This is a genomic window from Micromonospora sp. NPDC004540 (assembly GCF_040610095.1).
Classification (GTDB): Bacteria; Actinomycetota; Actinomycetes; order Mycobacteriales; family Micromonosporaceae; genus Micromonospora.
In genome coordinates this window covers 17,317-31,985 of the sequence record NZ_JBEXLR010000074.1, presented here as the reverse complement: position 1 = coordinate 31,985, position 14,669 = coordinate 17,317, and the positions used below count along the sequence as shown (strand labels likewise).

General features: G+C 73.9%; 11 protein-coding genes and 2 pseudogenes. 7 read left to right on the top strand and 6 right to left on the bottom strand.

Features of this window, described 5'->3' with window-relative positions; translation table 11 throughout:
• From ABZV78_RS22435 to mraZ, 5 genes and pseudogenes are all read right to left on the bottom strand, one after another.
• Nucleotides 1–93 (bottom strand): annotated as a pseudogene (locus tag ABZV78_RS22435) (transposase); the annotation flags it as partial.
• 32 nt (nucleotides 94–125) lie between these two features.
• A pseudogene (locus ABZV78_RS22430) lies at nucleotides 126–380 on the bottom strand (penicillin-binding protein 2); the annotation flags it as partial.
• A gap of 3 nt (nucleotides 381–383) precedes the next feature.
• Nucleotides 384–986: a hypothetical protein gene (locus ABZV78_RS22425; RefSeq protein WP_355641406.1), complete on the bottom strand. Its 603-nt coding sequence runs from the start codon at nucleotides 984–986 to the stop codon at nucleotides 384–386.
• Nucleotides 983–2,092, bottom strand: coding sequence for a 16S rRNA (cytosine(1402)-N(4))-methyltransferase RsmH (rsmH, locus tag ABZV78_RS22420; protein WP_355641404.1), 1,110 nt, complete (start codon nucleotides 2,090–2,092; stop codon nucleotides 983–985). The genes ABZV78_RS22425 and rsmH overlap by 4 nt, the downstream gene beginning before the upstream one ends.
• 204 nt (nucleotides 2,093–2,296) lie before the next feature.
• Nucleotides 2,297–2,728 (bottom strand): division/cell wall cluster transcriptional repressor MraZ, encoded by a 432-nt coding sequence (gene mraZ, locus ABZV78_RS22415; RefSeq protein WP_355641403.1) that lies wholly within the window; start codon nucleotides 2,726–2,728, stop codon nucleotides 2,297–2,299.
• Between the two features lie 355 nt (nucleotides 2,729–3,083).
• Here mraZ and ABZV78_RS22410 point away from each other — a divergent pair, with 355 nt between their 5' ends.
• Genes ABZV78_RS22410 through ABZV78_RS22395 form a run of 4 tightly spaced genes read left to right on the top strand, consistent with a single transcriptional unit; the run spans nucleotide 3,084 to nucleotide 6,516 of the window.
• A complete protein-coding gene (locus ABZV78_RS22410; RefSeq protein ID WP_355641407.1) occupies nucleotides 3,084–4,331 on the top strand; it encodes a MurT ligase domain-containing protein in 1,248 nt (415 codons plus the stop codon).
• Complete coding sequence (locus tag ABZV78_RS22405) at nucleotides 4,321–5,043, top strand: glutamine amidotransferase (protein WP_355641401.1); 723 nt, start codon at nucleotides 4,321–4,323, stop codon at nucleotides 5,041–5,043. Before ABZV78_RS22410 ends, ABZV78_RS22405 begins: the two co-directional genes overlap by 11 nt.
• Nucleotides 5,040–5,759: a VTT domain-containing protein gene (locus tag ABZV78_RS22400; protein ID WP_355641399.1), complete on the top strand. Its 720-nt coding sequence runs from the start codon at nucleotides 5,040–5,042 to the stop codon at nucleotides 5,757–5,759. Before ABZV78_RS22405 ends, ABZV78_RS22400 begins: the two co-directional genes overlap by 4 nt.
• Before the next feature lies 1 nt (nucleotide 5,760).
• The gene (locus ABZV78_RS22395; protein WP_355641397.1) at nucleotides 5,761–6,516 is read left to right on the top strand and encodes a phosphotransferase; all 756 of its coding nucleotides are present in this window, start codon (nucleotides 5,761–5,763) and stop codon (nucleotides 6,514–6,516) included.
• Between the two features lie 63 nt (nucleotides 6,517–6,579).
• Here ABZV78_RS22395 and leuS read toward each other — a convergent pair whose 3' ends face one another.
• A complete protein-coding gene (gene leuS, locus ABZV78_RS22390; protein ID WP_355641396.1) occupies nucleotides 6,580–9,420 on the bottom strand; it encodes a leucine--tRNA ligase in 2,841 nt (946 codons plus the stop codon).
• A gap of 394 nt (nucleotides 9,421–9,814) precedes the next feature.
• On the opposite strand from leuS, the gene ABZV78_RS22385 reads away from it, so the two are divergent.
• The 3 genes from ABZV78_RS22385 to ABZV78_RS22375 are packed head-to-tail and all read left to right on the top strand — an operon-like array spanning nucleotide 9,815 to nucleotide 14,651.
• Entirely contained in the window at nucleotides 9,815–10,867 is a 1,053-nt protein-coding gene (locus ABZV78_RS22385; RefSeq protein ID WP_355641394.1) for a MoxR family ATPase, read from the top strand.
• Entirely contained in the window at nucleotides 10,868–12,166 is a 1,299-nt protein-coding gene (locus tag ABZV78_RS22380; protein ID WP_355641392.1) for a DUF58 domain-containing protein, read from the top strand.
• Between the two features lie 16 nt (nucleotides 12,167–12,182).
• Nucleotides 12,183–14,651, top strand: a complete 2,469-nt coding sequence (locus tag ABZV78_RS22375) for a DUF3488 and transglutaminase-like domain-containing protein (protein ID WP_355641390.1) — start codon at nucleotides 12,183–12,185, stop codon at nucleotides 14,649–14,651.
• Nucleotides 14,652–14,669: the final 18 nt, after the last annotated feature.

Here is a 14,669-nt window from a genome sequence, read left to right as displayed (position 1 = left end):
GGCGGACAACGAGATCACCATGTCCTCGACCCCGGTCAACCGGCGCTGCCGCTTCTTGACGATCTGCGGCTCGAAGCTGCCGTCACGGTCACGCGCTCCCGGCGACCGGCGCGGGTCGCCCCGGTCCGGCCGCCGTCGAGCACCTGCAACGCCGGGCGGAACGGGTCGCCGGAGCGGCTGCTGCGCGGCGTACGCCGCTGCTCGGCGCCCCCACCGGTGCGGGCGGCGCCGCCGCCCTCCCGGATGGTCCGGCCCCGCGGTGTGTACGCCCGGGCGTCGGAGATCCCCCCGACGCCCGGCTCCCGGTGCTCCGTGCCCCGGGACGAGCCGCGCCGGGAGCCCGTGGCGTCCCGGCGCGGTTCCTCCGATCTCGGCGGCACTGCTCAGCCTCCGTTGCCCTGCTGGCTGGTGATCGCCGGCGCACCCTCCACCGGGTGCGGGACGCCGATCACCTTGCCGTCCGGCAGCCGGATGTAGGCCAGCTCGTCCGAGTCGACCAGGCCGAGCTTGCGGGCGTTGGCCGTCAGGTTGCCCGGCGCCTTCTGGTCGGCGATCTCCTTCTCCAGCTGCTGCTGGTCGACGTCGAGCTTGGCCTGCTGCTGCTGGAGCTTCTCCAGCTTGAACGCGTTCTCGTTGATCTTGGTGTTGACGGCCAGGATGCCGAGCACCCCGCCGACCACGAGCACCAGGATCAGCCCGACGAACGGCGCCCGCGGCACGCGGACCGGCGGCGGCGGGGCGACCCGCAGCCGCGGCGAGGTGTCGCCGGTGGTCCGGTTACGCTCGGCCGGCCGCAGCGCGGCGCTGCCCTGGGTGGGGAACTCGCGCGCCCCCCGGGCGCGAGTCTCCCCCCGACGGTCGGGCCGGTCGGCCGTCACCGTCGACGTGGTGCCGCGCGGGGCACGCTGCGCCGTGGTCCGGCCCCCCGACCGCGGTGCGCGCTGCCCGATGCCGGTGTCCCGGCCGTCGCGCTGGTTGACGTTCATGTCCCCTCCCCCTCTTCGTCCGTCCCGTTCCCGTCCCCCGGCGCCGACCGCGGGTCCGTTCCGGACCCCGGTGACCCCGTCCCCGGTTGGTGCATCGCCTTCACCCGGCGGCGGTACCGTTCGCGGTCGGTACGCCCCTGCCGGGTCGCCTCCGGGTCGAGCCGTTCCGCGGCCCGCAGCCGCACCGAGGCGGCGCGCGGATTCGCGGCGACCTCGGCCTCCCCGGGCAGCTCCGCGCCCCGGCTGAGCAGCCGGAACGTCGGACCCGACCCGGGCAGTTCGACCGGGAGGTCGACCGGGCCCTTGCTGCGGACCCGGTCGGCGAGCGCCTGCTTGGTGAGCCTGTCCTCCAGCGAGTGGTAGGACAGGACCACCATGCGGCCGCCCACGGTGAGCTTGTCGAGAGCGGCCGGCAGCGCCGTCTCCAGCGCTGCCAGCTCCCTGTTTACCTCGATCCGTAAAGCCTGAAACGTTCTCTTTGCCGGGTGTCCCCCGGTTCGTCGGGCTGGTGCCGGAATGCTCTCCCGGACCAGCTCGGCCAGTCGCGCCGACGAGGTGATCGGTGCACGCTCGCGCTCCCGGATGATCGCCGAGGCGATCTTCCCGGCGAACTTCTCCTCGCCGTACACCCGCAGCACCCGGGCCAGGTCCGGGTGGGAGTAGGTGTTGACCACCTCCTCGGCGGTCACCCCCCGGGTCTGGTCCATCCGCATGTCCAGCGGCGCGTCCTGCGCGTACGCGAACCCGCGGTCGGGCGCGTCCAGTTGCAGGGACGAGACGCCGAGGTCGAACAGGATCCCGTCGATCGCCGGGTAGCCGAGCCGGTCGAGCACCTCGGGCAGCTCGTCGTAGACGGCGTGTTCGAGGTGGATCCGGTCGGCGAACCGGGCCAGCCGGACCCGCGCGTGGGCGAGGGCCTCGGTGTCCCGGTCCAGGCCGATCAGCACCGTGTCGGGGTGCGCCTCGAGCACCGCCTCGGCGTGCCCGGCCAGGCCGAGCGTGGCGTCGACGTGAACGGTGCGGCCCTTCCGACCGAGCGCGGGGGCCAGCAACTCGAGACACCGCTCGAGCAGCACCGGCACGTGCGTGCCGCGTAGCTCCCCCATCTCGACCCCCACTGGTTGAAAACCGCTCTCGTCCGTGTGTCCGTCGTCGCCACGACGCCTCGCCATACCGCCAGATCCCCATCCGCTCCCGCCCGCCGGAGGCCGCGGCCCTCCGTATCGGATCGTGCGCCTGGCACCGGGGAAGGGGTGCCAGGAACTCGAAAGCGGCTGGAGATCTCGCAGTACGTCGGGCGCCGTCACGCCCTACAGACCGCCGGGCAGCACCCCCTCCTCGATGTCGGCGAAGTCGTCTTCGCTCTCCGCGAGGTAGGCCTCCCAGGCCCCCCTGTCCCAGATCTCCACCCGCGTGCTCGCGCCGATCACGACCAGGTCGCGGTCGAGCGCGGCGTACGACCGCAGGTGCCCGGGGATGGTGACCCGGCCCTGCTTGTCCGGCACCTCGTCGTGCGCGCTGGCGAAGAAGACCCGGCTGTAGGCCCGGGCCGCCTTGCTCGTCATCGGCTGCGCGCGCAACTGGTCGGCGATCCGCTGGAACTCGGGCATCGGAAAGACGTAGAGGCAGCGCTCCTGCCCTTTCGTGATCACGACACCCCCCGCCAGTTCATCCCGGAACTTCGCCGGAAGGATCAACCGGCCTTTGTCGTCCAGGCGCGGAGTGTGGGTGCCGAGGAACATCGGCCCAACCCCCTCGCCCTGAGCGGCGTTCGCGGCGCCGCTGACCCCCCGGGCCGGTGCGGCCCTCCCGGCCTCACCATCGCGCCCCACTCTACTCCACTTCCCTCCACCTGCAACCGGAAACGCCCGCGCGGCGTGGCGTTTCCGCGCGCAAAACAGCACGTCAACGGGGGTGGGGTGGAGTGGAGGGGCCCGGCGCGCCCCGCCGGCGGTCCGCTTCCCGACATAGATCGACTCCATCCGGCGGAACGCGTGTCGGCCGTCCGCCGGGCGTCCCCGGCCGAACGGATCGCCCTCGGCGGCGATCTGGTGGGGCCGGTGGTCCGGTAACCTCGCTCGGGTGACGGACGCGAAGATGCCCCTGCGGGCAAAGGTGGCCAGCTCCGTGTCGCGGACCGCCGCGGCGCTGTCGCGGGCCGCGGGCCGTGGCGACGGCTCGGTGATCGGCGGCTGGATCGGCCTCAAGATCGACCCGGACCTGCTGGCCCACCTCTCGGCCGGGCGCGCCATCGCCCTGGTGTCCGGCACCAACGGCAAGACCACCACCACCCGGCTCACCACCGCCGCCGTCGGGGTGCTCGGCCGGGTCGCCACCAACTCCTTCGGCGCCAACATGCCCACCGGGCACACCTCGGCGCTGGCCAAGGCCGGCAGCACCCCCTACGCGGTGCTCGAGGTGGACGAGCACTACCTCGCCCAGGTGCTGGAGGCCACCGAGCCGCACGTGGTGGCGCTGCTCAACCTCTCCCGCGACCAGCTCGACCGGGCCAAGGAGGTCGCCATGATGGCGCAGCTCTGGCGCGCCGCGCTGGTCCGGCACCCCGACCTGCGGGTGGTCGCCAACGCCGACGATCCGATGGTGGTCTGGGCCGCCACCCCGCCGGCCGACCCGGCCCGGGGCCACGTCCCGCCGCAGGTCACCTGGTTCAGCGCCGGCCAGCGCTGGCACGACGACTCCTGGGTCTGCCCCGAGTGCGGCTCCACCATCCAGCGCTCCGGCGAGCAGTGGTGGTGCACCGGCTGCCCGCTGCGCCGCCCCCAGCCGCAGTGGACCGTCGAGGACGACGGGGTGCTCGACCCCACCGGGGCCTGGCACAAGGTGCAGCTCCAGCTCCCCGGCAAGGTCAACCTCGGCAACGCGGCCACCGCCCTGGCGGTCGCCGCCGAGTTCGGCGTACGCCCGGTGGACGCGGTCTCCCGGCTCGGCACGGTCACCTCGGTGGCCGGCCGCTACGCCCAGGTCGACCGGGACGGGCGCAACGTCCGGCTGCTGCTGGCCAAGAACCCGGCCAGCTGGCTGGAGGCGTTCGACATGGCCGACGTCGCGCCGACACTGCTCTCCATCAACGCCCGCGACCCCGACGGGCTGGACACCTCATGGCTCTTCGACGTCGACTTCTCCCCGCTGCGCGGCCGGCAGGTCCTGATCACCGGTGACCGGGCCTACGACCTGGCCGTCCGGCTCGACGTCAACGGCGTGCCGTTCCAGCACGTCAGGAGCTTCGACGACGCGGTCCGGGCGGTGCCGCCGGGCCGGCTGGAGGTCATCGCCAACTACACCGCCTTCCAGGACATCCGAGCGGAGCTGGACCGTGTCAACTGAGAGCCTGCGCATCGTCTGGATCTATCCCGACCTGCTGTCCACCTACGGCGACCGGGGCAACGCGCTGATCCTGGCCCGCCGGGCCCAGCTGCGCGGCATGCCGGTCGAGGTGCTGGAGGTCCGCTCCGACCAGCGGCTGCCCGCCACCGCCGACATCTACCTGATCGGCGGCGGCGAGGACGGCCCGCAGGCGCTGGGGGCGCAGCGGCTGATCGCCGACGGCGGCCTGCACCGGGCGGTGGCCCAGGGCTCGGTGGTGTTCGGCGTCTGCGCCGGCTACCAGCTGCTCGGCACCTCCTTCTTCGCCAAGGGCACCCGGTGCACCGGGCTGGAGCTGCTGGACATCTCCTCCGACCGGGGTCCCACGCGGGCGGTCGGCGAACTGGCCGGCGAGGTCGACCCCCGGCTGGGCATCCCGTACCTGACCGGGTTCGAGAACCACGGTGGGCGCACCCACCTCGGCCCCGGCGTGTCGCCGCTGGCCCGGGTCACCACCGGGATCGGCAACGACGGGACCACCGAGGGCGCCTGGCGGGGCAAGCTGCTCGGCACCTATTCGCACGGCCCGGCGCTGGCCCGCAACCCCGACCTGGCCGACCTGCTGCTGCGCTGGGCGACCGGCATCCACCAGCTCCCCCCGCTCGACGACACCTGGGCCGACCGACTCCGGTCCGAGCGCCGCACCGCGGTGGCCGCCGCCGCAAGGGCATGACCGGCGCCGCCCGACCGGGGCGGCTACGACCAGCGTCCCGCCAGCTCGTCCGGTTGCTGCGGCAACCGTCGGGGCGACGGTTCGCGCTGCTGCTCCTGCTGGTCGCCGGGTTCGGCGTCGCGCTGCTGCTGATCCCCCGCCCGGACCCGGGCGACCTGCCCCGGCTGGCCGACTCGCTCGGCGGGTACGCCCCGGTCGCCGCCGTGGTGGGCGGCGCGCTGCTGCTCGTGGCACTGGTCCCGCGCACCTTCGTGACGCTGGCCGCCGGTGCGATCTTCGGCCCGGTGCAGGGCGCCGCGTACGCCCTCGGCGCCGCGCTGCTCGCGGCGGCCCTGGGTTTCGCGGTCGGCCGCCTGCTGGGCCGGCAGTTCGTCGCCGAGCGGGTCCGCGGCCGGCTGGCCCGGCTGGACGGCTGGTTCGCCCGGCAGAGCGTGTTCGGCGTGATGACCGTGCGGCTGCTGCCGATCGCCGGGTTCGGGCTGGTCAGCTACGGCTACGGCACCACCGGGGCGCGGGTGCTGCCGTTCCTGGCCGGCAGCGTGATCGCCTCGGCTCCCACCGCGATCGGCTACGCGGCCATCGGCGCGGCGGTCAGCTCCCCCGGCTCGATCAACTGGTACGCCGCCGCCCCGGCCAGCCTCGGCCTGATCGCCAGCGTGCTCATCATCCACCGCTGGTGGCGGGCGGAGCGGCACCGCCGGCTGGGCCCGAGCTGAGATGTCCGCGGAGGAACGGCTGCCCGGCGGCTTCGTCACCGAGGTGGTCCGGGTCGGCGACACGGTCCGGCGTACGCCTCCGGCGAACGCCGGCTTCGTGGGCGCGCTGCTGTGGCACCTGGAGCCGACCGGCCTGGCGCCCCGGTACCTCGGGGTGGACGAGCGGGGCCGGCAGGTGCTGACCCACGTCGACGGGCGGGTGCCCTGGCGGGACCGGGAGGATCCGGCCTTCTTCGCCGACCCGGCGCTCACCCGGCTGGCCGAGCTGATCCGGGCGCTGCACGACGCCTGCGCCGGCAGCCCGCCGGCCGGCGACGCCGAGACGGTCTGCCACCGGGACCTGTCGCCGAAGAACACCGTCTACCGGGACTCGCCGGCCGGGCCGCTGCCGGTGGCCTTCCTGGACTGGGACCTGGCCGGGCCGGGCCGGCGGATCGAGGACGTGGCGTTCGCGGGCTGGCACTGGGCCGCGCTGGGCGGGGACGCCGACCCGGCCGAGCTGGCCCGGCGCTGCCGGCTGCTCTGCGACGCCTACGAGGCCGCCGCACCCGGGGTGTCACTGCCCCGGGTCGAGCTGGTCGCCGTCATGCTCGACCAACTCGACGGCACCTGGCGGGGCATCGACGCCGGCGCCGAGCGGGACGAGCCGGGCATGCGCCGGCTCCGCGCGGCGGGCGCGGTCGACGCGGTACGCGGCTGGCAGGAGTGGCTGCTCCGCCACCGCCCGACGGTCGAGGCGGCCCTCCGGGTGCGTTGACCCCGGGACGCGCCGGAGGCGCGCCCCGAGCACGGGACGCGCCTCCGGTACGCGGCGGTCGGGTCAGGCGACGACCGAGACCATCCGGCCCTTCACCACGATGACCTTGCGCGGCTCCTTGCCGGCCAGCGCGCCGGCGACGGCCTCCAGCGCGGCCGACCGGACGTCGTCCTCGGACGCGTCGGCGGCCACCTCGACCCGGCCCCGGACCTTGCCGTTGACCTGCACCGGGTAGGTCACCGTCTCCGCGACCAGCAGCGCCGGGTCGGCGGTCGGGAAGGCCGCGTACGCCAGCGAGGTGTCGTGGCCCAGCCGCCGCCACAGCTCCTCGGCGATGTGCGGGGCGAACGGGGCCACCATCAGCACCAGCGGCTCGGCCACCTCGCGCGGCGTCTCCGCCAGCCGGGTCAGCCCGTTGGTCAGCTCGATCAGCTTGGCGATCGCGGTGTTGAACCGGATCCCCTCCATGTCGCCGCGGACCCCGTCGATCACCTTGTGCAGCAGCCGCCGGGTGGCCTCGTCGGCCGGCGCGTCGGTGACCCGCACCGCGCCGGTCTGCTCGTCGACGACCGCCCGCCAGACCCGCTGCAGGAACCGGTACGAGCCGACCACCGCCCGGGTCTCCCAGGGGCGGGACACCTCCAGCGGACCCATCGACATCTCGTACACCCGGAAGGTGTCCGCACCATACGCCGCGCACATCTCGTCCGGGGTGACGACGTTCTTCAGGGACTTGCCCATCTTGCCGTACTCGCGCTTGACCTCGGTGTCGCCGTGGAAGTACCGGCCGTCGACCTCGACGACCTCCTCGGCCGGCACGTAGGCGCCGCGCGCGTCGGTGAACGCGAACGCCTGGATCATGCCCTGGTTGAACAGCTGGCGGAACGGCTCGAACGAGGAGACGTGGCCCAGGTCGTACAGCACCTTGTGCCAGAAGCGGGCGTACAGCAGGTGCAGCACGGCGTGCTCGGCGCCGCCGACGTACAGGTCGGTGCCCCCGCAGTCGCCGGCCCCGCGCGGGCCCATCCAGTACGCCTCGTTCTCCGGCTCCACGAAGCGCCCGGTGTCGGCCGGGTCCAGGTAGCGCAGCTCGTACCAGCAGGAGCCGGCCCACTGCGGCATCACGTTGGTCTCCCGGGTGTAGCGCTTCGGCCCGTCACCCAGGTCCAGTTCCACCTCCACCCAGTCGCGCCGCCGGGACAGCGGGGTCTCCGGGTTGCTGTCGGCGTCCTCCGGGTCGAACGTCTTCGGCGAGAAGTCCTCCACCTCGGGCAGCTCGACCGGCAGCATCGACTCGGGCAGCGCGATGGGCGCCCCCGTCTCGTCGTAGACGATCGGGAACGGCTCGCCCCAGTAGCGCTGCCGGGAGAACAGCCAGTCCCGCAGCCGCCAGGTGACCGCGCCGGCGCCGTGCCCGGTGGCCTCCAGCCACTCGATGATCCGCGCCTTGGCCTCGGCCACCCCCAGGCCGTTCAGGTCCAGGTCGCGGTCGGGCGCGGCGCTGTTGATCGCCGGGCCGTCCCCGGTCCACGCCTTGCCGGCGAAGCCCTCCGCCGGCTGCACGGTGCGCACGATCGGCAGGTCGAAGACCTCCGCGAACTCCCAGTCCCGCTCGTCCTGGGCGGGCACCGCCATGATCGCGCCGGTGCCGTAGCCGGCCAGCACGTAGTCGGCGATGAAGATCGGGATCTGCCCGCCGGTGACCGGGTTGGTCGCGTAGGCGCCGACGAAGACGCCGGTCTTCTCCTTGGTCTCCGCCTGCCGCTCCACGTCCGACTTGGCCGCGGCGGCCTTCCGGTACGCCTCGACGGCGGCCCGCGGGCTGGCGTGCCCGCCGGTCCAGGCGTCCCGGGTCCCCGCCGGCCAGGCGGCGGGCACCAGCACGTCGACCAGCTCGTGCTCGGGCGCCAGCACCATGTAGGTGGCGCCGAAGACGGTGTCCGGCCGGGTCGTGAACACCCGCACCGGGGCGGCGTCGGTCGGGAAGTCGATGTGCGCGCCGGTCGACCGGCCGATCCAGTTGCGCTGCTGCAGCTTGATCGGCTCGGGCCAGTCCAGCGCGTCCAGGTCCTCCAGCAGCCGGTCCCCGTACGCGGTGATCCGCATCATCCACTGCTTCAGGTTCCGCTTGAAGACCGGGAAGTTGCCCCGCTCGGAGCGGCCGTCGGCGGTGACCTCCTCGTTGGCCAGCACGGTGCCCAGGCCCGGGCACCAGTTGACCGGCGCCTCCGAGACGTACGCCAGCCGGTGGTCGTCGACGATTCTCCGCCGCTCGCCCACGGTCAGCTCGGCCCACGGCCGGCCGTCCGGGGTGGGGCGGGTGCCGCCCTCGAACTCGGCGATCAGCTCGGCGACCGGGCGGGCCTTCTTCGCGTCCGCGTCGTACCAGGAGTTGAAGATCTGCAGGAAGATCCACTGAGTCCAGCGGTAGAAGTCGGTGTCGATGGTCGCCACCGAGCGCCGCTCGTCGTGGCCCAGCCCCAGCCGGCGCAGCTGCGCCTTGTACCGCTCGATGTTGGCCACGGTGGTGGTCCGCGGGTGGGTGCCGGTCTGCACCGCGTACTGCTCGGCCGGCAGGCCGAACGCGTCGAAGCCCATCGCGTGCAGCACGTTGCGCCCGGCCATCCGCTGGTAGCGGGCGAAGCAGTCGGTGCCGATGTAGCCCAGCGGGTGGCCGACGTGCAGACCGGCGCCGGACGGATAGGGGAACATGTCCAGCACGTACAGCTTCTCGGCGCCCGCGCGCGGGTGGTGCGGATCGGCCAGCGGACCGGCCGGGTTCGGCGCGTGGAAGGTGCCCTCCCGCGCCCAGGTGTCCTGCCAGCGGTGCTCGATCTCCTCGGCCAGGGCGGCGGTGTACCGGAACGGGGGGATGTCGGTCGCCGGTGCGGCTGCCTCACTCATGGCGTCTCCTCGGCGCGGGTCATGTCGGATATGGGGAGGTCTGCTGTGGGCACAAAAAAGCCCCTCGCGCAGGAGGGGCGGCCGTGCTGTCGCGCGTTCAGCGCATCAGCACGGCTCGGTAAGAAGCAGGAAGGCTCCGGCCATGCCCCGGAGTGTACCCCGCCTACCCGCCGACCATCTCGCCCGCACCATCGGTCGGGACATTCCCCCGGTCCGGCGAATATTCCGGGCGTAACCGACCGACCGCCTGCGGGGGTCGGCGACAACGAGAAACATGGTTAGCCTGAGAGACCAGTGAGATTTCTGCGGCAGACGTGGCTCGACGTCGCGAACCTAACGGCGGGTCCAGGTGCTCTAATTCAGCGCTGCCGTCCAGGCGACGAGGAGGAGGCCCGTGACACAACAGACCTGGGACGAGGTGGGCGGTCTGCTGCCGCACGACGAGTTCCGCGCCGCCAGCGAGGCCATCGTGGCCAACATCGAGCAGGTCATCGAGGGCAAGACGGCCACCGTCCGGCTCGCCCTGGCGGTGCTGCTCGCCGAGGGCCACCTGCTGATCGAGGACGTGCCGGGCGTCGGCAAGACGAAGCTGGCCAAGGCCCTGGCCCGGTCGATCGACTGCTCGGTGCGCCGGATCCAGTTCACCCCCGACCTGCTCCCCAGCGACGTCACCGGGGTCAGCGTCTACAACCAGGAGACGCACGACTTCGAGTTCCGCCCCGGCGCGGTCTTCGCCAACCTGGTGGTCGGCGACGAGATCAACCGGGCCTCGCCGAAGACCCAGTCGGCGCTGCTCGAGTGCATGGAGGAGCGGCAGGTCACCGTCGACGGCGTGACCTACCAGCTGCAGACCCCGTTCATGGTGATCGCGACGCAGAACCCGATCGAGATGGAGGGGACCTACCCGCTGCCGGAGGCGCAGCGCGACCGGTTCACCGCCCGGATCGCGATGGGCTACCCGGACCCGGGCGCCGAACTGGCCATGCTGGACGGCCACGGCGCCACCGACCCGCTGAACGAGCTGCGGCCGGTCTCCGACGCGGCCACCGTCCGCCGGCTGATCGGCCACGTCCGGCAGGTGCACGTCGCCGACGCCGTCAAGCAGTACGCGATCGACCTGGTCACCGCCACCCGCGAGGCGCCCGACCTGCGGCTCGGCGCGTCCCCGCGGGCCACTCTCCAGATGCTGCGCACCGCCCGCGCGGTGGCCGCCCTGGAGGGCCGCGACTACGTCCTCCCGGACGACCTCCAGGCCCTCGCGGTGCCGGTGCTGGCGCACCGGATCATCCCGACCGCCGACGCCCAGCTGGCCCGGCGCACCACCGACGCGATCGTCGCCGAGCTGGTGCACCGCCTCCCGCTCCCGCACGACCGCAAGCGCTCCCCGTACGACACCCGGCCCGCCCCCAACAACGGACGCGGGCCGTACGAGCCGCGGAGGCCGTAGGTGCGCGACGGGCTGCGAGGACTGACCACACGCGGCCGCTCGTTCCTGGCGGCCGCGGTCGCCGCCGCGATCTCCGCCGGCATCCTCGGCGAGAAGGACCTGCTCCGGGTGGCCGTCCTGCTCGCCATCCTGCCGCTGCTCGCGGCGGCCTACGTCGGGCGTAGCCGCTACAAGCTCGCCTGCAACCGCTCGCTGGAGCCGCACCGGGTGCCGGTCGGCGCCAACTCCCGGGTGGTGCTGCGGCTGCAGAACCTGTCCCGGCTGCCCACCGGCACCCTGCTGCTGGAGGACCGGCTGCCCTATGCGCTCGGCAGCCGGCCCCGGGTGGTGCTGGAGCGCCTCGGCGCCCACCAGGCCAGCTCGGTGGCGTACACGGTCCGGGCCGACGTGCGCGGCCGCTACGAGGTGGGGCCGCTGGTGATCCGGCTGACCGACCCGTTCGGGCTCTGCGAGCTGAGCCGGGCCTTCCCCAGCACCGACCACCTCACCGTGATTCCGCAGGTCACCCCGCTGCCCTCGGTGCGCCTCCCCGGGGAATACGCGGGCAGCGGCGACAGCCGGGCCCGCTCGGTGGCGGTGCACGGCGAGGACGACGCGGCCACCCGGGAGTACCGGATGGGCGACGACCTGCGCCGGGTGCACTGGAAGTCGACGGCCCGCACCGGCGAGCTGATGGTGCGCCGGGAGGAGCAGCCCTGGGAGAGCCGGGCCACCGTGGTGCTGGACACCCGCGCCGCCGGGCACCGGGGCGAGGGGCCCACGGCGAGCTTCGAGTGGGCGGTCTCGACCGCCGCCAGCATCGCCGTGCACCTGCGTCAGGCCGGCTACAAGCTGCGCCTGGTCACCGGTTCCGGCGCCGATGTGGACGCCACCGAGGCCGGCGGCGAGGGCGTGCTCCTCGACCACCTCGCCGAGGTGCACCTGGACAAGCGCGGCGAGCTCACCACGCTGGTGCAGCAGGTCCGGCAGCGGGCCGACGGCGGCCTGATCATCGCGCTGCTCGGCACGCTGAGCACCGCCGAGGCGGAGCTGCTGGCCGGGCTGCGCGGCAACGGCGCGACCTGCGTGGGCTTCCTGCTCGACAGCAACACCTGGCTCAACCTGCCGCCGAAGGCCCGGGCCGAGGCGGAGCACGCGCACGGCGCCGCCGCGCTCGCCCTGCTGCAGAGCGGCTGGCGGGTGATCGGGGTGGACCACGGCAACCGGCTGCCGGTGCTCTGGCCACAGGCGGCCCGCGGGTCGCAGGGGTTCGCGCTGCGGGCGGCCCTGGCCGAGACGGTGGCCGGAGGCGTGCGATGACCGGAAGGGTGGACCCGTGACCGCGCACCGCAACCTCGGCTTCGTCGCCGCGGCGGCGACCCTGCTGGCGGCGGCCCCGCTGTCGGCGATCTTCGAGCGCTGGACCTGGCTGATCCAGGCGGCCATCGTGGTGGCCGTGGTGGCCGGCTCGGCCGCGCTGAGCCGGCTGGTCCGGGCGCCGCTGTGGGGTCAGGTGCTGGCCATGCTGGCCGGGCTCACGCTGGCCCTGACCTGGGTCTTCCCGGGCGGCACCGAGTTCTTCGCGTTCGTGCCCACCCCGGCCACCTTCGCCCACTTCGGCGACCTGCTGAGCGCCTCGCTGCCCGACATGCGCTCGTACGGCGTGCAGGTGCCGGACGTGGACTCGCTGCTCTTCCTGGCCGTGCTCGGCATCGGCGCGGTGGCCGTGGTGGTCGACGTGCTCACCGTCGGGCTGCGCCGGCCGGCGCTGGCCGGGCTGCCGATGCTGGCCATCTACTCGGTGCCGGTGGCGGTCTACGTGGACAGCGTCCCCGCCACCCCGTTCGTGGTGGGCGCGTGCGGCTACCTGTGGCTGCTGGTCACCGACAACGTCGACCGCGTACGCCGGTTCGGCCGCCGGTTCACCGGCGAGGGGCGCGACGTCGACGTCTGGGAGGCGTCGCCGCTGGCCGCGGCGGGCCGCCGGCTGGCCGTGGTCGGGGTGGCCCTGGCGGTGGCGCTGCCGCTGGTCGTGCCCGGGATGACCGGTGGGCTGATGGACGCCGTCGGCGACGGCACGGGCACCGGCAACGGGCGGCCGGGCCAGGGCGGCAGCCCCGGCCGGATCGACCTGTTCGCCGCGCTCAGCGGCCAGCTCAACCAGAGCGAGGTCACGGAGCTGGTCAAGGTGACCACCAACGAGCCGTCCCCGTTCTACCTGCGCTTCGGGGTCGCCGACGAGCTGCGGCCGGACGGCTTCCGGGTGCGGGTGCCGACCGGCAAGCCGGCCAACCGCAACCTGCCCGACCCGGCGGAGCGCAGCGGCCGGGGCGTGGAGCAGCAGCGCTACCGGGCCAGCATCGAGGTGACCAAGAACCTCAACATGCCGCTGCTGCCCATCTACGCCGAGCCGGTGAAGACCGAGGACGTGAGCGGCAACTGGCTCTACGACACGGACCTCCAGATCGTCTTCTCCAACCGGGACAACGCCCGGGGCAAGCGCTACTCGTTCGACTACGTCCGCTCGACGTTCAGCCCGGCGGCGCTGCGGGCGGCGCCCTCCCTGCCGGCCGACGACCCGGTGCTGGCGCGGCAGACCGTCACGCCGGCCGTCCGCGCGGTCGACGGGCTGGTCGACCAGCTGGTCAAGGGCCGGACGAACGACTACGACAAGGTCCGGGCGATCTACGACTACTTCTCGGTGGAGAACGGGTTCACCTACTCGCTGTCCACGCGGGGCGGCACCAGCGGGGAGGACATCACCGACTTCCTCGCCACCAAGGTGGGCTTCTGCCAGCAGTACGCCGCGGCGATGGCCTGGCTGGTCCGGTCGGCCGGCATCCCGGCCCGGGTGGCCTTCGGCTTCAGCAACGGCAGCAACTCCGGCGACGGCACGTACGTGCTGACCAACCGGAACCTGCACGCCTGGACCGAGGTCTTCTTCGGCGGGATCGGCTGGGTGCCGTTCGACGCCACCCCGGCAGCGAGCGTGGTGGGGTCGGTCCGCTCGGCCTGGGCCCCGGACACCGACGCCCCCGAGGAGGTCACCCCGGCGCCGGGGAGCACCGCCGCCCCCGGCGGCGTCGACCCGTCGGCCGGCCCGGAGGACCCGGACCGCCTGGACAAGGACGCCGACCAGGGCCTGGCCGTCGGCGACAGCGGCCCGACCCGGCAGAGCCCGGTCTGGCCGTGGTGGGTGGCCGGGGTGCTCGCCCTGCTGGCACTGCTCGCGGTGCCGGCCCTGCGCCGTTCCGCGCTGCGCCGGCGCCGGCGCGTCCGGGCGGGCGTGCCCGCGGCCACCACGCTGGCCGCCGTGCCGGGGCAGCGGGGCGGGGCGCGCGAGATTGTGGTCGGCATGGACGTCGACCGGGCCCGCGCGGACGCGCACGACGCCTGGGACGAGTTGCTCGACACCCTGGTCGACTTCCACGTCCGGGTGGACCTGACGGAGACACCCAGGACGACCGCCGAGCGGCTGGCCCGGGAGGCGCTGGTCGAGGACGCCGGGGCGGTGACCGGGGTCCGGCTGCTGGGCCGGGCGGAGGAGCGGGCCCGCTACGCCCGTGACCCGCTGACCGGCGAGGAGTTGCAGCCGGCCCTGCGGTCGGTGCGCGGCGCCCTCTCGGCCCGGGCGGACCGGCGTACCCGGTTGTTGGCGGCCCTGCTGCCGCCGTCGGTGCTGCTGCGCTGGCGGAACGCCCTGACCGAACGCTCGACCCGACTGGTCACCACGACCGGGCACGTGCGGCAGCGGCTGCTGCGCTGGAACCCGCGTCGTCTCCTGGCGGGCCGACCGGCCCGCTGACCCGGTTCCGCCCGCCGG